The 17,502-nt window shown below is 54.3% G+C and carries 19 protein-coding genes; 3 read left to right on the top strand and 16 right to left on the bottom strand.

The annotated features are described in order from the left end of the window. The first annotated feature begins 146 nt into the window (after window positions 1-146). Entirely contained in the window at window positions 147-2,339 is a 2,193-nt protein-coding gene (locus tag B1728_RS15425; protein ID WP_218672302.1) for a transglycosylase domain-containing protein, read from the top strand. A gap of 89 nt (window positions 2,340-2,428) precedes the next feature. Here the strand turns inward: B1728_RS15425 and B1728_RS15430 are convergent, their stop codons facing one another. Both B1728_RS15430 and B1728_RS15435 read right to left on the bottom strand, forming a co-directional pair. Continuing rightward, on the bottom strand, window positions 2,429-3,499 hold the full coding sequence (locus B1728_RS15430) for a hypothetical protein (protein ID WP_079911134.1): 1,071 nt from the start codon (window positions 3,497-3,499) through the stop codon (window positions 2,429-2,431). Between the two features lie 102 nt (window positions 3,500-3,601). Then, complete coding sequence (locus B1728_RS15435; RefSeq protein WP_079911135.1) at window positions 3,602-4,144, bottom strand: hypothetical protein; 543 nt, start codon at window positions 4,142-4,144, stop codon at window positions 3,602-3,604. 194 nt (window positions 4,145-4,338) lie between these two features. Here B1728_RS15435 and B1728_RS36285 point away from each other — a divergent pair, with 194 nt between their 5' ends. Continuing rightward, a complete protein-coding gene (locus B1728_RS36285) occupies window positions 4,339-4,497 on the top strand; it encodes a hypothetical protein (protein ID WP_179136032.1) in 159 nt (52 codons plus the stop codon). Between the two features lie 186 nt (window positions 4,498-4,683). Here B1728_RS36285 and B1728_RS15440 read toward each other — a convergent pair whose 3' ends face one another. The 8 genes from B1728_RS15440 to B1728_RS15475 form a co-directional block, all read right to left on the bottom strand. Then, the gene (locus B1728_RS15440; RefSeq protein ID WP_079911136.1) at window positions 4,684-5,418 is read right to left on the bottom strand and encodes a class I SAM-dependent methyltransferase; all 735 of its coding nucleotides are present in this window, start codon (window positions 5,416-5,418) and stop codon (window positions 4,684-4,686) included. A 13-nt stretch (window positions 5,419-5,431) separates the two neighbouring features. Then, the gene (locus B1728_RS15445) at window positions 5,432-6,007 is read right to left on the bottom strand and encodes a DNA-deoxyinosine glycosylase (protein WP_256865367.1); all 576 of its coding nucleotides are present in this window, start codon (window positions 6,005-6,007) and stop codon (window positions 5,432-5,434) included. Between the two features lie 89 nt (window positions 6,008-6,096). After that, window positions 6,097-6,990 (bottom strand): DMT family transporter, encoded by an 894-nt coding sequence (locus B1728_RS15450; protein WP_079911137.1) that lies wholly within the window; start codon window positions 6,988-6,990, stop codon window positions 6,097-6,099. Window positions 6,991-7,163: 173 nt separating this feature from the next. Continuing rightward, window positions 7,164-9,146 (bottom strand): methyl-accepting chemotaxis protein, encoded by a 1,983-nt coding sequence (locus B1728_RS15455; protein ID WP_079911138.1) that lies wholly within the window; start codon window positions 9,144-9,146, stop codon window positions 7,164-7,166. Between the two features lie 115 nt (window positions 9,147-9,261). Next, window positions 9,262-9,603 carry a hypothetical protein gene (locus tag B1728_RS15460; protein ID WP_079911139.1) on the bottom strand — a complete coding sequence of 114 codons (342 nt, stop codon included), beginning with the start codon at window positions 9,601-9,603 and terminating at the stop codon, window positions 9,262-9,264. Between the two features lie 95 nt (window positions 9,604-9,698). Continuing rightward, window positions 9,699-10,904: a class I SAM-dependent methyltransferase gene (locus tag B1728_RS15465; protein WP_079911140.1), complete on the bottom strand. Its 1,206-nt coding sequence runs from the start codon at window positions 10,902-10,904 to the stop codon at window positions 9,699-9,701. A gap of 271 nt (window positions 10,905-11,175) precedes the next feature. Then, window positions 11,176-11,625, bottom strand: a complete 450-nt coding sequence (locus B1728_RS15470) for a Dps family protein (RefSeq protein WP_079911141.1) — start codon at window positions 11,623-11,625, stop codon at window positions 11,176-11,178. 134 nt (window positions 11,626-11,759) lie between these two features. Beyond that, window positions 11,760-12,005, bottom strand: a complete 246-nt coding sequence (locus tag B1728_RS15475; RefSeq protein WP_079911142.1) for a hypothetical protein — start codon at window positions 12,003-12,005, stop codon at window positions 11,760-11,762. A gap of 271 nt (window positions 12,006-12,276) precedes the next feature. Here B1728_RS15475 and B1728_RS15480 point away from each other — a divergent pair, with 271 nt between their 5' ends. After that, window positions 12,277-12,792, top strand: a complete 516-nt coding sequence (locus B1728_RS15480; protein WP_079911143.1) for a DUF2231 domain-containing protein — start codon at window positions 12,277-12,279, stop codon at window positions 12,790-12,792. 78 nt (window positions 12,793-12,870) lie between these two features. Here the strand turns inward: B1728_RS15480 and B1728_RS15485 are convergent, their stop codons facing one another. From B1728_RS15485 to B1728_RS15510, 6 genes are all read right to left on the bottom strand, one after another. After that, on the bottom strand, window positions 12,871-13,551 hold the full coding sequence (locus tag B1728_RS15485; protein WP_079911144.1) for a class I SAM-dependent methyltransferase: 681 nt from the start codon (window positions 13,549-13,551) through the stop codon (window positions 12,871-12,873). A gap of 108 nt (window positions 13,552-13,659) precedes the next feature. After that, window positions 13,660-14,313 carry a serine/threonine protein kinase gene (locus tag B1728_RS15490; protein WP_079911145.1) on the bottom strand — a complete coding sequence of 218 codons (654 nt, stop codon included), beginning with the start codon at window positions 14,311-14,313 and terminating at the stop codon, window positions 13,660-13,662. A gap of 21 nt (window positions 14,314-14,334) precedes the next feature. Continuing rightward, window positions 14,335-15,216, bottom strand: a complete 882-nt coding sequence (locus B1728_RS15495; protein WP_256865368.1) for an SMP-30/gluconolactonase/LRE family protein — start codon at window positions 15,214-15,216, stop codon at window positions 14,335-14,337. A 198-nt stretch (window positions 15,217-15,414) separates the two neighbouring features. Next, complete coding sequence (locus tag B1728_RS15500) at window positions 15,415-15,699, bottom strand: hypothetical protein (protein ID WP_079911147.1); 285 nt, start codon at window positions 15,697-15,699, stop codon at window positions 15,415-15,417. Between the two features lie 105 nt (window positions 15,700-15,804). Continuing rightward, the gene (locus B1728_RS15505; RefSeq protein WP_079911148.1) at window positions 15,805-16,608 is read right to left on the bottom strand and encodes a M48 family metallopeptidase; all 804 of its coding nucleotides are present in this window, start codon (window positions 16,606-16,608) and stop codon (window positions 15,805-15,807) included. 19 nt (window positions 16,609-16,627) lie between these two features. Then, entirely contained in the window at window positions 16,628-17,473 is an 846-nt protein-coding gene (locus tag B1728_RS15510; RefSeq protein ID WP_079911149.1) for a DUF72 domain-containing protein, read from the bottom strand. Window positions 17,474-17,502: the final 29 nt, after the last annotated feature.

Raw genomic sequence — 17,502 nt, forward strand, 5'->3', positions numbered from 1 at the left:
CTGCGGTACCAGACCCTGCCGGGGTTCTTTGGCATGCAGAAATATCGGCGGTATCAACTGAAAATCGGCCCATGGCCCGAATACATTACTATGCGACAGTTTGTATTGCTCGCCATATCCAGTTTTTGTAGCGAGGGGTTTACTTCATGACATCAAAACAACCTTCTTTACTAGCGCTGCTGCGAAAGAGACTGCGGCGCAAATGGGCAGGAAAGAACGCAGCACGAAATACCTCCGTTTCGAAGCAAACGAACAGGATGGAACAACCGGCCCCGGATGAAAGCCGGGGCCTGCAGCAGCCCAAGCGGCCGAAGCGTGCCCGGCGCCGATTCGGACGGATCGCGCTATGGCTTGCCGGGATTATGGCGGTAGCCTGCGGCATAGCAGCATTTGCTGCCGCGCAGTGGGTTCGCAGCCTCGATATCAGCAAGCTGGAGAACCCTCTGCCCGAGCCGACGCTGATCTATGACCGGAACGGCAAGCCGGCTTCCCAGCTGTCATCCTCCCGTATCGTCCCGGTATCGCTGGACCAAATCCCGCTCGATCTGCGCAATGCGGTCATCGCGGTGGAGGACCGCCGGTTTTATGAGCATTCGGGGATCGATCTCTGGTCCACGGCCCGCGCTCTGGTTCGCGATGTAATGTCCGGCGAAATGAAGGAAGGCGGCAGCACGCTGACCCAGCAGCTGGCCAAAAACTTATTCCTCCAATCGGATAAGACGTTAAGCCGCAAGCTGAAGGAAGCCGGCTACGCTCTTAAAATCAATACCGTATACAGCAAGGATGAAATATTGGAGCTGTATTTAAACAGCATCTATTTCGGGGAAGGCCGCTGGGGCGTCGAGGGCGCGGCTCAGGAATACTTCGCGAAGCCCGTGCAGGAACTAAGCCTGGCCGAGTCTGCTCTGCTGGCCGGCCTGCCCAAGGCTCCCACGGCCTATTCGCCGGCCAAAAATATGCAAAAGGCGCTGGATCGGCGCAATCTCGTCTTATCGCTGATGAAGGAGCAGAACTTCATTACGGAGGCCGCCTATGAACAGGCCGTCGCTCAGCCGATCGTGCTGAAGCAGCACAATGAGGAATCGCTAAAGGGCAAATACCCTTCCTATGTCGATTATGTCATCCAGGAGGCGGCGGATCTGTACGGCTTTACGGAGGAGCAGGTGCTGACCACCGGGCTCCGCATCTACACCGACCTTGATCCGCAGGTTCAAGAGGCGGCTCAGGATGTGTACGCGAGCGATGCTTTGTTCCCCGAGAGCAAGCCGGATCAGCTGATCCAGAGCGGCGTGGTCATTATGGACCACAAGACCGGAGGCATCCGGGCGCTGGTCGGCGCCCGCGGACCGCAGGTCTACCGCGGCTTCAACCATGCGACGCAGCTGAAGCGGCAGCCCGGCTCGTCCTTCAAGCCGCTGGCGGTATACGGCCCCGCTCTGGAGCAGGGCTATACCCCGAGCTCTCCGCTTTATGACGGAGACCTCGATATTGCCGGCTACCGTCCCAAGGACTGGGACGGTCAGACCCGCGGGCAGGTCACGATGCGGGAAGCCATTATGCGCTCGTGGAACATCCCCGCCGTATGGCTGCTGAACGAGATCGGCATCGATGCGGGGATGGACTTTGCCCGCCGGGCAGGCATAGCGCTTGGGCCTGCCGACCGCTCTTTGAGCATCGCCCTCGGCGGCTTGTCCGAGGGCGTGTCGCCCTTGCAGATGGCGCAAGCGTTCGGCGCCATCGCCAATCTCGGCGTGCGGCAGCAGGCGCACGCCATCGTGAAGGTAACGACCAAGGAGGGCTACCCCTTGGTCGAAGCACAGGCGCAGCCGGCCGCGGTCACGAAGCCGGCGACCGCCTACACCCTGACTTTACTGCTGCAGGATGCAGTCAAGTCAGGTACGGGTCAGGCCGCCGCGCTCGGGCGGCCGACCGCAGGCAAGACGGGCACGACGCAGTTGCCCGACACCAAGGAATTTGCCGACATCGGAGCCAACGGCATCAAGGATGCCTGGTTCGTCGGCTTCACGCCCGAGCTGACCGCCGCTATCTGGCTCGGCTACGATCAGACGGACAAGAACCACTATCTGATGACCGGGGGAGCGGTCCCCGCCGCGCTGTTCAAGGAAATCATGTCCCGCGCGCTGCGCGATGTGCCCGTGACTCCGTTCACGGTGCCGGCCGATTACGTTCCCGAGCCGGACCCGCAGAGCACCTGGCTTCAATCCGTACAAGAAAAGCTCGGCATCGGTAAACAGGAGACGCCTTCCAAGGCCGGCCCCAAGGGGAAAGAGAATGACCCCGGGAAAGGCAAGGGCAAAGGCAAGCCGAAGGAGCATTAACCCATGACAAAAACCCCGCTTACAGCGCTTCGTCTTTATGACTAGGCCTGCTTGTAAGCGGGGTTTTCCTTACCTGTTAAAGCAAAGCATCAATCATCATCATGACCGTTACGTCCCTTGTCCTGATGCTTTTCTTTTTCCTTCTCCTTCTCCTTGTCCTTGCCTTTTCCGTTATCCTTCGGCTTTTCCTTCTCGTTTCCTTTAGCCTTGGATTCCTGAGGCGAAGAGTTCGCTGCTTTATCCAGCCATTTCACATCCAGCTTCCATTCCGGGGATGTGTTTTTAAGCTGAAACTCCGAAGCAATTTTTTGCTTCAAGGAGGTCTCGAACGATTTGGCGTCAGAAGGAACCCCCTTCATCAGCAGCTGAATGAACGAGTCCGCCTCGGCGCCCTCGAGATGAATGATGGAGCGGTCGTTCGTCTGCAGGAACATCTCGCTCTTCGATGGGCCCGACGAACCCGGCTTGGCCGGCTCCTGCTTGACCTTAAGCTCGAACTCGCGGCTCTTCCATTCAAAGGACAGCTTCTCCCAAGCCTTGGCTGAAGATGAACCGCTTGTTCCTGGCGTGCCGACGCTGGCGGTGTCCTTCCCTGTACTCGCATTGGACCCCGGCGTCGACTTCGAACCGGAAGCCGTCGCTGCCGATGATGCGGTCGGGGCTGCAGGAGTACCTTGCGGAGCCGCTGCACCGGAACCTGCTTCCGCCGGCGCTGTCGGCGTCTTGGCGCCGGTCCCGGCGCTCGCCTCTGCGCTGCCGCCCGTCGCTGGCGAAGTAGGGCTGCCTTGGGAAGCCGAATCGTTGGATTCCTGGCCGGCCGAAGCCTGCGCCGACTCTTGAGCGCTGGCGGCTTTAATATAGGCAGCCTGATCCTTGCTGTTTAAAATAATGTCTACCGTATCCCCAGGCTGTAGATCCGCCAGGGCTGACTTTTGCATATTACGATATACCCATACCGCAGCAGAAACCGGATAAGCTGCTTCCTGCCCGCCAGTACTCACGACGAGCCGCTTGCCCCCATCCTCTACGCGGACAAACTGCCCCTTCGTTTCCTTCGATATTTCAGCCGATACCGGCCGTTCCGACAAGCCGAAAGCACCGTACGAAATGCCTCCGAGCACCAAACAACCGACAATAATCCATATGAGCCTTTTTCTCATAGTCCCCTCCTATAGGTCATCATGTCTTATCTAGTCCCTATAGGTTTCGTAATGATCTCCGCTTTTCGGGGAACATCGGGGATTTTTTCGATGATGGACCCGCTATTGCACGGCGTCCCACCTGTGGTCCGTGGTCTGCAGCCGGGGATGAAGCTCGGATGGGCTGGCCCCCGCAGGCATATCGATCCATAGACGGACCTTCTTGATCCAGGGCTCGAACGATTCGAAGGACACCAGCTTATTCGCCATGTCCTGCGTTACCCATATGAAATGAGGCCCGGGGTACTTATCGGCCAAATAACGGAATGCGGTATCGGCGGGCGTGTACTTTTTGCGTTTGCCCTCGAACCGTTCGATAACCGTCTCCGTCTCCGAAGGAAGCCTCTCCAGCAAAGCCTCCAGCTCCTCTACCCGTCGAAAATAAGGCGCGGCCTCCCGGTCCCCCATCCGTTTGAGCGTCTCCTCATGCAAAGGATAGAACACGAGCCTGGCTACCGTTTTTTCCTCCGCCATGTGAACTAGTGCAGCCATCTGCTGCTCCCCGAACGTCTCGAAGCTGTCGTATACCCATACCGTACCCCGCTTAGCTTTACGTTCATCTTCCGGCATATAGCCGAAAGGCACACTGCTTGCTTGTCTCGCCATGCTGGTTCCCCCATCTATTGGAAATGATCGTTGTTAGCCTTAGTATACCATCCGCCTCTGTAAACATTCCCGCAATAAGGAATAAATGTCCTCTTTCCAGGCAAGCTTAAGAACAGCTTACTGCCTTCGGCACGGGCGTATCCGCGCTGCTCGGGAAAGAAAGCCAAGTATACAAGGAAATGGAGAGAGATCGAATGTCGGAAAATAAAAAGCATCAAGGAAACTACGAGGGAACCGCCTCCATGAAAGCGGAAAATCAGGATATGGAGTTCGTGAATGATACGGTGGAGGACGTGAAAACGACCAAAAACTTAAACGGAGCCATTTTCAAGGATTCGGCTGAGGAAGAGTAAGCAGGATATCTGCCGTTCGGTATCCTGACTTTGAAATGAACCAAACGGTTAGCGCTAGCTTACGATGTCATTAGGAGAATTCCCCGTCTGCGGCGGAGCCGATTCAGCCTATGTGGTGTCACCAAAATAAGAGGATGAGGGATTCCGGAAGGAATACCTTCATCCTCTTTTGCCAGAGAACCCGGGTTATAGTTTTACGGCGGATATCAGAAGAAACATCGGTCTTCGCAATTCATCCTTTATTTCAGGACCAGTATCCATAAGCCTTGGGTCAGGTTCAGGCTCCACCAGCTCCCTGATCTGGAACCCCGATCGGATTAATTGATTGATGTATGACGTCAGCGTCCTGTGGTATTTTGTGACTTTCTCGCCCAAAAACCGGGTATGACGCATGCCTTCTGCAAAATACCGGTCTACCGGCCAGAACATCCTCTGGCCCAGCTCATCGTAGTGCCAATCCTGCTTCTCATGGGCGGTGAACACCGGATGCTCGACCGAGAAAACAAACGCGCCCCCGCTTGTGAGACACCGGTTTACTTTGCGGCAAATCTCCTCGAAGGACTGAATATAGTGGAATGCCAGCGAGCTGAAGACGACATCAAAGCTATTCTCCGGAAAATCAATATCTTCAATTGGCAATTGCAGGTATTGAATAGAGTCTGACTGCGTCATACGCTTCGCCTCCCGGAGCATTCGTTCCGAAATATCGACGCCGGTGACCTGCTTCGCCCCTTGCTCGATTGCATAACGGCAATGCCAGCCATAACCGCAGCCCAAATCCAAAACCCGCTGATTCCGCAAGTCCGGAAGCATTCTTTTTACTGCATGCCACTCTCCCGCAGCATCCAGGCCTCCGATGGAACGGGCCATTTGACTATATTGTTGAAAAAACGCGTGATCATCATATTTGTTTTCTTTCATCTTGGAGACCTCCTTACCGTAGGTTAAACGTGTCGGCAGCCGTCGCTTCCTCTCTGAGTATGGCCCAGGATTCCAGCTTGGCCTCGAATGACAAGGTCCTCGCAGGGCTAGTGGAGGGCAGCACCATGTACGAGAGATGCTCCCCAATGCCAAGCTCCTTCAGCTTCGGCAGCACCCTCTTCCGGTACAGCTCGCCGGCGGCCTGCCCGTTGAAGAAGACTCGGCTTACTTGAGGGTACTTCCGAAACAACCATCCGAAGTCATTCGGCTCTGGATGGCGGATGTTCGTATCCAGGCTGCCCTCCCGCTCGCAGGAGGCCAGCACGTCCCATAGACCAATCCCATGCGATAAAGCAAACGCAAGCCGCTCCTCGTAGCTCTCGCTCGGGCTTACCTGCTGTCCCTGATGAGCCGTCGTCTGGGAGCCGAATAGGGTATACAGCAGCCTCCAGAAATGATTCCGCGGATGCCCGTAATATTGCTGCTTGGTTAAGGACAGCGCGCCCGGCATGGAGCCGAGCACAATCGTCCGGCATGATGCATTCATCACGGGTGGCAGCCCGATAAGACGATCTTCTTCTCTATTCACGTAGATCCTTATCTCCTTTCACCACGGCTGCGATCCGATTACGACCGATATCATCTCTATTGTTCCCTGTTTCCTGCCGCTAGCCGCCTCTAGGCTTCAAGCCGCTTGCTTTGATCGAGCTTGACCCTTTGCTTCAGAGGCCAGTTCAGCAGCAGCAGCCCGGCCATGAAAACGCCCGCCCCGCCTATAATATAGACAGTAATAGGATCATGAAAAAATAAATATGACCATGCTATCGTGAACAGGACTCCGCTGTTGCTGACAATGACGGCAACAGCAAAGCTCACTCTTTTGAGTGCCTGCGCGAACCAGTTGAAGCTTAGCCCGGTTATGAGCCCGAGCCCGAGCAGGGCTGCAATCGCCCATCCGTTCACCGGCCCTGTCGCATGGGCTTGTACCGGCAGCGGAAGCGCCATAAGCAGCGAGCACCAGAAAAAGACGGAGAAGTTCATATTTTCCGCATCCATCGATTGAATCAGCATTTTCTGGCTTAATACGTGGAAGGTTGTGCCGACCGCGGAGAAAATAAACAGAACGGTCGTCAAGCCGTTGCTCGCCAGCATCTGATGCAGCGGAAGCCCGTTCCAGCTGATCATCAGCACGCCTCCGATACAAAGACCCGCCGCCGCCCATCCGCGAGCCGAGACGCGCTCCTTAAAGTAAAAGGCCGAAACCAGCAGCAAAATCACGGTCTGGATCGGCCCTACCAAGATATTGCCATATGAATAGCCGATCGATAGGGCCAGGTTTTCGAAGAAATAGTTGCAGCTTTTGCCAAGCGCCCCAAGCCATATCCACTTCATATTGCCGCGAAGCTTGATTTGCCCGTCCTTCAAAAGCAGTAAAATGCCTAAAAAAACAATCCCTAACGCAAACCGTGCAAAGGTAATCGTCGTACTATCGACCATCCCCGATGCCGTCTTCACCAGGATCCCGACAAAGCTCCAGGATAACGTCGCCAAAAAAAGCAGGAAATACCCCACGCTGCCACACCTCATTCGTCCTCTTGACCCGCTCTGTCTTTCGGCATGCTGAGTCTGATTCTTGTCCGCTTCGATTTTACGTAGCTATTGTACCACAGCCTTGGGATGCCGTAACGATGAATATGAAGTTCGGCAGATCCATATTTGGCGAAAAAAAAGAAACCGCGGGCGGTTTAAAACCTAAACCTGCCCACGGTTTCACTCAATTGCCGCTCGGCTGAACGAAGCGCATCCGATAGAGCCCGGGTTTCCTCCGATTCCTGGAGCTGCCGTTGTGATGCTTCAGCTACCTGGTGCGCATTCTCCGATGCCGATCCGGCGATTCTCGCCATTTCCTCGATGCCCGCGGTCACTTCCTCCGTACCGGCTGTCATTTGCTCGGCAGCAGCGGACACTTCCTCCATCTGCCCGGAAATGCTGTGGATCATGCCGACCATGCTCCCGAGCACCCGGCGAACCTCTTCAACTTGAAGAACTCCAAGCTCGACGTCCTTCCCGCCCTGCTGCATGGCAAGCACAGCGCCTTTCATGGTGGTTTGTATGCCTTCGACCATCTCGTGAATTTGCCCGGCGGAGGCCTCCGATTGATCGGCCAGCTTGCGCACTTCCCCGGCCACAACGGCGAAGCCTTTGCCATGCTCTCCCGCCCGGGCCGCCTCAATCGCCGCATTGAGTGCAAGCAGCCCCGTCTGGGAGGCAATTCCCGAAATCACATGCGCCATCTCGCCCACAACCTGCATCCCTTCCTCCAGCTTGTGAATGGCCTCGGCTACCTTGCGGGCAGATTCATTCATCGTGCCCATCTGCTCCATCGCCTTCTCGGACGAACGGCTGCCCTGATCGGCCTCCTCAACGAGACGTTTTGTAGCCTCCGTCACATGCGAGGATGCTTCGGCAATACGCTGAATCCCGCCGGCCATCTCTTCCATCGCTTTGGCGCTGTCCTCGGCCCCGGAAGCCTGATTCTCGGCACCGGCTGCCATTTCCCGAACGGTACGCGATATATCAGAGGCCATAGCGGTTGATTGGGCTGCGCTCTCCGTCAGCTTGCCGGATATATCCCCTATCCGGCCCGACATGCCATGCACCGTACCGATTATGCCTTGAAGATGGGCGATAAACCGGTTCACCTCTTCCGCCAGCTGTCCCATCTCATCCTTTCCTTTTACCGGAATCCGGTAGGTCAAATCGGCCTCATGGGAGTTCAGGTTGGCCGTTGCCCGAAGGACGAACCGCAGCTTGCGTGCAACAATCAGTCGGGATAACACGAACAAAAGAAGGAGCATGCCCGCATATAGCAGCCCGAATGCGCCGCCCATCAGCATACGCTGCTTGGCCACCAAAGCGTCGGACCCTTCCTTGGACAAGGCGACGCGGACGCCGCCCCAATGTTTGCCTTCGATTGTAAGCGGGTACGAAATATTCCACGTTTCCACGATCTTGCCCTCGAGATTGCGGGGGTATTTCTGCAGCAGTGCCTTGGACGTGTCTTTGGTTACGGCAGACCGGTATCCGGTCTCATCATTGAAGACCCGGTTGCCCCGGTACTTTTGACTCAACAGGCCCGCGGCCCCCCATGAATCCTTGGATGCCTCGCCCTGCGGACTGTATTTGCTGTTATGCGTTGCCGTATAGCCGACGAAGTCCGGATGATCCGAATACATCGACGGAATAGCAAAGATGACGTTATCGTCCGTCAGGAAGCTATCGATCACCGCCTGCCAGCGATCATCGGTATATTCGTCGAAAGCGCTTGTATATTTAAGCTCATATTGCGCAAGCGGAACGGAACGGCCGTCAAACAGCTGCTGCTTGCCTTCCGCATAAGCCGGGTCCTTCGAGCGCTTCTGCGCTTCCTGCTGGCTTTCCGGCAGGACCGTCAGCTTATCATTGAATAAACGGCTCTTCAGCTCTTCTCCCGTCAGCCTTGTTCCATTCCTCAAGACAACGCCGTTGCGAATGTCATCTTCGGTGACGCTCTGCAGGGTCTTGGAGAGCGCCACTGCCAGGCTGTTTCCTTTATCCAGCAGCTGTGCTTCCGCATCCTTGCTTATCTCATGCCACTCGACGGCATAGATTCCCGCCATCAGCGCCAATAGGATGATTCCGGTATACGCCATAAACTTGCCTGTTAGAGATACGTAGCCTTTAGCCATAAAATCCCCCCCATGCCCTATGGATTAATTTTCCACCATTATACATGGTTTTTTGGGGATAAAGGCCTACCATCACGTACAAAATATGACATTTTCAGCAACAAACCGACATCCGTTAGACAAATCGTCTCCACAGAAGCATAAACAGCATAACCGCAACAATAACTCCTATGACAACAAAAAAGGCCTTTAGAAACCCGACGATAAACGAAGGCTCCTGTTTACGGCCCGGATCCCGGTCCAGCCAATCCCGCACCCATAATACGGCCACCGTACCCAAAGAGGCGCCGCAGGCCCAGCGGAGCAGCTTCAGCACATATTCTCTCATGGGCAATAATTCCGTTACGGTCGATGAAGCGCTTCTGGAGACGGTTACTTGATCGTCGCACAGCAGGACGGCCAAGAACAGTCCGATGATGAAGCCGTATAAACCGCCTTTCACCAGCTTGGTTTCCAATGTTTCCTCCCCCTCGTATAAAAAATAATGAGCCCCTTCGATCTTTCGTGTTGGGAGCTCACCTCTTGGTTGTAAAGTTTTTTAGATTATCCGCTTTATTGGGCACTAGCGGCATAGGCGTTCCATAACGGCCGCAGCTCAGGCTCCAGCGCACGCTCCAGGTAGGGATCGGCCCCAAGGAAGCTCCGGTAGTCCACATAGCTGCGGACCATGGCCAACAGCTCCGCTTCCGCAGGCCGTTTTCCTTTGACGGCCCGAATCAGTACATTTTTGGGCGTATGCTCCATATCGATGAATTCCAGCAGCTGCGTCTTGTAGCCTACGATATCGAGCAGCTTGGCCCGAATGGCGTCCGTAGCCAGCGCAGCGAACCGTTCCTTCAAAATCCCGTGCTGCAGCAGAGGCTGAAGCACCTGATTCTGCAGCTGACGGAACAGCTCATGCTGACAGCAGGGCACGGACAAAATAACGTCGGCCTGCCAGCGGACCGCCTTTTCCAGAGCCGCATCCGTCGCCGTGTCGCAAGCATGCAGCGTCACGACCATATCGACCCGGTCCAGCTCGTTATACTGGGCGATGTCCCCCACAAGAAACTGCAAGCGGTCATAGCCGAAGTCTTCAGCAAGCTTGCTGCAATGCCGAATGACATCCTCTTTAAGATCCAGACCGATCACCCGGATATCGAGCCCCTGTACTTCTTTCAAATAATGATAGAGGGCGAAAGTGAGATACGATTTGCCGCAGCCAAAATCGACGATGTTCAGCGTCCGGTCTTTTGACAGATGAGGCACTACATCCGCGATCATCTCGACAAAGCGGTTGATTTGCCGGAACTTGTCATACTTCTTGGCGAGCACCTTGCCCTCCGCGTTCATAATCCCGAGCTCGACCAAAAAAGGAATCGGGGTCCCTTCCTCGAGCACGTAATTCTTTTTACGATTGTGGGATAGCTCTGCCGCAGGCTTCTTGGTCGGCGGCTTCTTTAAAATACCGGCTTTCCCCTTCTTGCTGATCAGTACCTGGTAGTCCGCTTCCACTGCTTGCAGCAGCGCTTGACGGAACGACACCGTGAGCATCTGCTCCATTCGTTCAGCGGCTTCTTCGGGCACAACATTATCATGGAGAACTTTGCTGCCGCAGTAGGAGCTGAATTGATAATGAAGCTTGCCCTTCATCTCCAGCGGCTTCACGACAACCTTGGTGCAGCCCTGTGGATCCTTGGTGCGAACCTGGCTTAAGGTCGCTTGTATGAGCGAGCGCTGTTGGATAAGATCGTTCAATAGCGATGCTATGGATTGCATAAATGGTCATTCTCCGTTCCGATGGGTAAGTAAGGTCATGGCTATTTTTAGGAAGCAGGCCGCGATCCGTCCGGGCTCTTCTTGACCGAATCAGGCCCCCCGGCAAAGTCCGGTTGATTCGCCGGCATGACCATGATGGTTAGTAGTAATTATACCTAATTTGCCCACAGGAATGCGAGCAGGAACATTCGCCGCTTGAATCAGCGATAGCATAGCTCCATTAGAAAAGAAAAAGCGCCGCATTCCGCAGCGCTCATCCCTTTTCCCTTCATTATTGCACGAACGATTTCAGCATCCACACATGCTTCTCCAGGCTCGCTTGTATGCCCAGCAGCAGATCGGAGGTCGACTCGTCTCCCGCCTCTTCCGCGGCTTCCATACCTTCCTGAAGCTCTTTGTTCACGGTGTTGAAATCATCGATCAGCTGGGAAACCATTTCCTCGGCCTTTTCTTTGCCGCTGGCCTCCTTGATAGAGGAATCCTGCAGCATTTCCTTCATCGTAGCTACGGGCTTTCCTTGAATCGTGAGCAGGCGCTCGGCCACCGCATCGAAATGAAGCGTCACTTCGTTATACAGCTCTTCGAATTTGACGTGCAGCGTAAAGAAATGAGGTCCCTTAACATACCAGTGATAGTTATGGAGCTTCATATATAATACACCGAAGTTGGCTACCTGCTTGTTCAATACTTTTTCAATCGATACGGTTGTAGCTGTAGACATATAGGTCACGCTCCTTTTTAGATCATTGGAATAGGTTATTTTTGCTCATAATGGAATTACCCTTCTTAAGGAAGGCTGAAACGCGGCAGTAAGCTTTCACTTCAGCTCCGATGCACGCAGAGGCTTTCCGCTTTCTATTTATCGCTTTGGTCGATATGGAGCCTTGGCTTGGTATTGCCCTTGGTATTCTTGTACAGCTCTTGCTCCTCGCTCTCGAGAGGCAAGCTGACCAGCTCCCATTCGGTTTGGCCCATCATAGGATCGTAAGGAAACTCATCCCCCCGCTTCAGCGTCTCCTCGCGTCCCCATTCATTCTCATATATACCGTCTGTTTCGACTTCGTCACTGGATACAGGCTTCATGCTTTTATCGTTTGCCATAGATGCCAAAACCCTCCTTGATGTTGAACTCGGACGTTATTATACCCTTATCCCCCGGGATCTATGATGCGGAAATGACGGTGAAAGGCCGGTCGAGGCGGCGTAAAAACTTTAAGTTTATTTTCAGGTTTCCATAAAGTGGTTCTGCTACAATGATCTTGAACACTACTCTATGTAGTGTATAATCGCTTCGGAAGGCGGGTGTATTCGAAGGCAGCTGATACTTAGAGAAGACTAGTAGTGCATTATATTAGATGAGAGGATGAGAGCGATGGATTATCTTATGAAAAATATGCATTTTATTTTTATCCATATTCCGATTGCCATGTTAATTTTCAGCTTCGTCTTCGACATCCTGGCTGTCGCCTTGAAGAAGAAGGATTGGCATACCGCCGCTATCCTTTGTTTGGTCGTAGGAACTCTGGGAACGATCGCTTCGGTCTGGACCGGTCCGGACATCCCCAATCCTGCCATCCAGAAGCATGCGCTGTACGGAAAAATCACGATGGTGCTGTTCATTCTCTTAACAGCCCTGCGCTTATGGTTTCACTGGAGAAAGAAGGCCGAAACCGGGAGTCGGCCCGCTTATTTGGCTGCCGCCTTTATCGGGGTGCTGCTCGTGTCCTATACGGGGCATCTGGGAGGGCAAATGGTACATAAAGAAAAAGGCCCGATGCAGCGCCCCAACGGCCAGCCCGCCATGCAAGGAGGTCCTGCGACGAACGGCACCGCCCCCGCTTCCTCTCCGGCTAACAGCGCTCCGGCTTCAGGTAAGCCTGCTCCCTAATGGATAGCAGAAGCTTTTTTTCTTCACCCACGCAAAAATCCCCCTCGCTTCTTCCAGTAAGCACAGGGGGAGTAAGTCTTATAACATATATCGGGCTGCATAATGCTGTATCAATTCCTCTTTACGCTGCAAAACGGGCAGGAAGGACTCAGGCACCCCTTTCGGAAAAAGTACCCCCAGGCCACTGCTGTGCGGGAATGACATATGCGGCAGCACTGATAATGCATCCCACAGCTTATATACACCAAAGTCGGCAAGACGCGCCACAATATCATGGAACAAGATGATGCCATTGGGCGCTATCTTCGGATACCAGGTTTGAAAGTCATGAAGCACCGCTTCATAGGTATGATATCCGTCAATATGCAGTAAATCGATGGAGCCGTCCGCGAACAAATCCAACGCCTGATCGAAGCTCCCGCGAATCAGCGTACCGATCTGGGGAAACTCCCTCGCTGTCACCACAGAAACATCAAGGTAGATATTTTCTCCATAAGCCCCTGTATGCAAGTCTCCCTTCCATGTATCCACAGCATAGCAGCGGGTAGACAACCCCCCGTCCTTCACCGCCTGGCAAAAGCTGAAAAACGAGGTTCCATACAGGGTGCCCAGCTCCACAATCGTTCTAGGTTTGGCAAAGCGAACCAGATCATAGGCGAAGCGCCGATGCCCCGACCAGGCTCCATTTACCATGAATTCAAGGGGCAGCTCGGGGGCTGAATCCGCGATAAATACCACATCGTGAAACTCCCAATCCATTGAAATGATCACCACTCTCACATTGATACGAGGATTGGGATATTGTATGAAGAATGGGACCGTCTTGGGAGGGCATATCAGCCGGAGGCCGGCCCATTTTGGCAGGCCTCAAGAATCCGAACCCGTACGCGCATGATCGTTGAACCAGCGGTAGCCCTTCCTCACTGCGGTCAACAAAAACTCAGGAACGGGCATATGGTGCAGTACCGGGAAGTAAAACCGGTCGTACGCGGCCTTCAAATCGTCCCACATGCTGCAGGGCTCCTCCTTCAGGAAATCTGACACGTCGACCACGATTCCCCGTCCGTCCTTCAGCATGACGTTTTTGCCGTGTACGTCGTGCGGATTCAGCCCTTTTCGCCTCGCGTAGTCGAGGGCCGCATCAATATCGTCGATGACCCGCCGGGGAATCGGAATCCCCCTCAGGATGCAGTTATACAGCGTAATGCCGCTTAAGCGCCGCAGAATCAGATAGGAATTCCCTGCATAATAGCATTCCGAATAGGCAGGATGGCTCCCCAGCCGCCTGTATACCTCCGCCTCCGCTTCAAGCCCCGGACGGCCGGGAGCGTATACTTTTACCGCCATATCGCTATAGTCGGGGTGATATACAACCGCGGCATAGTTGCCGGCTCCGAGCAGCTTCCACGGCTTCGGCACATGATGCACCTTAACAGGGTCGTGGGAGTGCTCGCTTTCGATGCGAAGCGCGGGGAGCAGCTCCTGCTCCACTATGTTGACGAACGTTTGGATCATGTACATCAGCTCCTTGTTTGCTGACTGTCAGCCTCCGTACATATGAGTAGGAAGTCCAACTACTCCCGGCTTTACGCGAAATACTCCGCCGGCGTGCGGCTGCTTGGCGAGCTCCTCCTCGGACAGCCCCGTGCGCGCGGTCGTGATATACAATTCATCCAAGCGCTCCCCTCCGAATGTGCAGGAAGTGACGCGGGCTGCTGGCAGCGAAATCTTGCCGATTTGCTCGCCCGTCTGCGGATTCCACCGGGATACCTGCCAGCCTCCCCATTGAGCCACCCACAGCATTCCCTCCGCATCCACTGTCATTCCGTCGGGGAAGCCGCCGCCTTCCGGTATGGTCACTACCGTTCGCGCCTGTCCCAAGACTCCGCTTTCCACATCGTAATCATATGCAACGACCTTCTTGGTTGGCGAATCAATGTAATACATCGTTCCGCCATCCGGGCTCCAACCGAGCCCGTTGGATACCGTGATGCCGTCAAGCACTTTGCGTACCCTCCGATCCTTTTCCAGAACATAGAGCGCTGCAATCGGCTCCTTCTCATCAAAGCTGAGCGTACCGGCCCAGAAACGGCCTGCCGCGTCGCATTTGCCGTCATTAAACCGGTTCTCCGTCTTGTCGCTCTCCGGATCATCAATGAACGTCAGCTGCTCCGTCTCCCAATCCAGCAGATAGAAGCCGTGCTGGAGCGCCAGCACAAGTCCGCCTTCCTGCCTCGGAACAACCGCTCCCACCATTTGATCAAGCGTGATCGTACGGTTCGCTCCTTGCTCAGGACAGTAAGCATGAAGCTGATTTTGCTTGATATCCACCCAGTATAACGTTCCGCTCCGGGAGTCCCAGCAGGGGCCTTCTCCCAAGGTGGCTTTAAGGTCTAGAACCAGTTCCGCTTGAGGCTGTGTCATCGCAGATTCCTCCATTCATATTTAAGCGTTCTCTATGTCCATTATTGCCTTTATTGTAGCATAGGAGACCGGGAGAAATCACGGGCAGCCCCGAAGCAGGCTCCTTGGCTTTCAAACCTATTCCATGCCAAAAAAAACCTGCAAGCCGGTCCTACCGGTCATTGCAGGTCTTCCTGATTGCTTGGTTGAGCGGTCCGCTCATCGGGTTTCCGTTTCTTCCGGGCTTTCCATTGGTGTCAGGCTTTGCAGCGCCGCCTGATCCTCTGCCAGGTCCGCTCTAGCCTCCTCTACCGCCTTCTGATTATGGCTGAAGCCGGCCTGCTCCACTGCACGCTCCGCCCGCTCCACCGCCGTTTGAGCCTGCTCGATCAATTGCTCGCTCGGATGGCTTTGCGCCTGCGTAACCGCATGGTGAGCCGTCTTAACGGAGTTTTGCGCCTGGGAAATCGGGTTCTGCGATTGCAGACTGGAATCCTCTGTCATGGAAGATGCCTCCTTAAGTCTTGGTTTTCATTCCTTGCTTACTATGGAACAAAAGGAGGTATTTTATGCCGATGAGCCCCTTCTTCGCAAAGCCCGGCATCCGAATTATAATAACGCCGTCGGCTGCTCTTCCGTTTCAAAGCGCTGCGACTGATAGCCGTACAAATAGGGATGCGCGTGAAAGCGTCCGATTTCGTTAATCCGCTTGGGCAATGGAGGATGGGTCGACATGAGCTCATACCAAGCGATGAAAAAGCCCCTCTCTCTTGCACCCTGCTCCACATATTCGTTTATATTGACCCGGTTAAACAGCTGCTTGCCTATAGCAAGGATGGTTAAAGCCCGCACGGCCGCATTGGCATTTCCGGTATACGCCGTTGCAATACGATCGCAAGTAAACTCGCAGGAACGGGAATAGGCTTTCCCCAGAAAAGGAACCCACATCGCAGGCCAGATCAGCATATGCTTGTTGATATGCTTTCTTTGGATATGCGCAAGCTCATGGGCAATCACGAAGGTCAGCTCCTCGTCATTCCCCTGCTCGATCAATTCGAATATGTCCGAATATAAAATCACGAAATTTCGTCCCAGAAAGCGGGTTGCGAATGCATTCAGAACTCCCCCGGATTGAACGACAAACACGTCGGGCACCTTCGCGATCCCCATTTGCCGGCACAGCTCCTGCACTTTTTCATGCACTACGGGAAACTGGTTCGGTGACAGCTTCACGCCCGAGCTGCGAATGCCTGCTACCAGCAGCCCATGCAATATGAGCGATACGATCAAGCCTATGATCAAATATGGAATCCCGATCATGGAAAAAATCAGACTGAGATAAATAAACACACTAACGCAGACACATATAATGAATAAAGCTGTTTCATTCTCATGTACCAACCTCGGATTCATTCTCCTACAACACTCCTGTTCAAAATAAGTCCAGCTGCTTCGGGGCGTTCTCCTTCGGCTGCATCCCCAGCAGCTCCATCAATTGCTTGGCATTGGCCGCCGCGTCACCGCCGGAATTGTTGTTAAAGATGACGCATAGCTCATCGGTCTTCTCCTGAAGCCGTTCCAGATGCTGCTTCCATTCCATCAGCTCATCCCGGGAATAGCGGTACAGGTAGCGGACATCCCTCCAATTCGGGGCGCTTGCCTGACTCCAGCCCTCTTGATTCCGCCCGTGCATTCGAACCATCGTCATGGAGCGGACCGTGGGATGGAGAACCGCAGGCACCGAACCCAAGCCCGCCTGAGGCTCGTCACAGATGCTGTGCATCCATCCTTCCTTTTCCATAAACGACAGCGTCTTGTCCCTCATTTCGGGGGTAAACCAGCTCTGATGCCGAAACTCCAGCGCAACGGGAATGGGGCCCATGCGTTCTTTGGCCTCCCGCAGCTTCTGCACATGGGCTCTCGTGCAATCAAACCACGGAGGGTATTGGAACAAGACCGTCTTCAGCTTCCCTGCGGCCTGCACAGGTCCTATCGATCGGATGAAGGCCTCGAACATCGCGGCTTCGTCGTCGAAGGGAATTTTCCCCCGCGAATGTCCAGTCATGCCTTGATAGGCTTTAATGATAAATCCGAAATCATCCGGAGTATCATGTACCCATTTCTCATATGTCGTTTCCGCCTGAACGGCATAAAACGAGCTGTCCACCTCTACAATGGGAAAATGGCGGCTGTATACCTTTAATTTATCCCGGCCCGGGGTTCCTTCCCCATACAAATCATCATGATCGCCCCAACCGGCAAGTCCGATATGTATCATAGGCACCTCACTATTCTTGCAGCTCCTAT

This window comes from Paenibacillus sp. 32352 (genome assembly GCF_002042965.1).
In the GTDB taxonomy this organism is placed as follows: domain Bacteria; phylum Bacillota; class Bacilli; order Paenibacillales; family NBRC-103111; genus Paenibacillus_S; species Paenibacillus_S vulneris.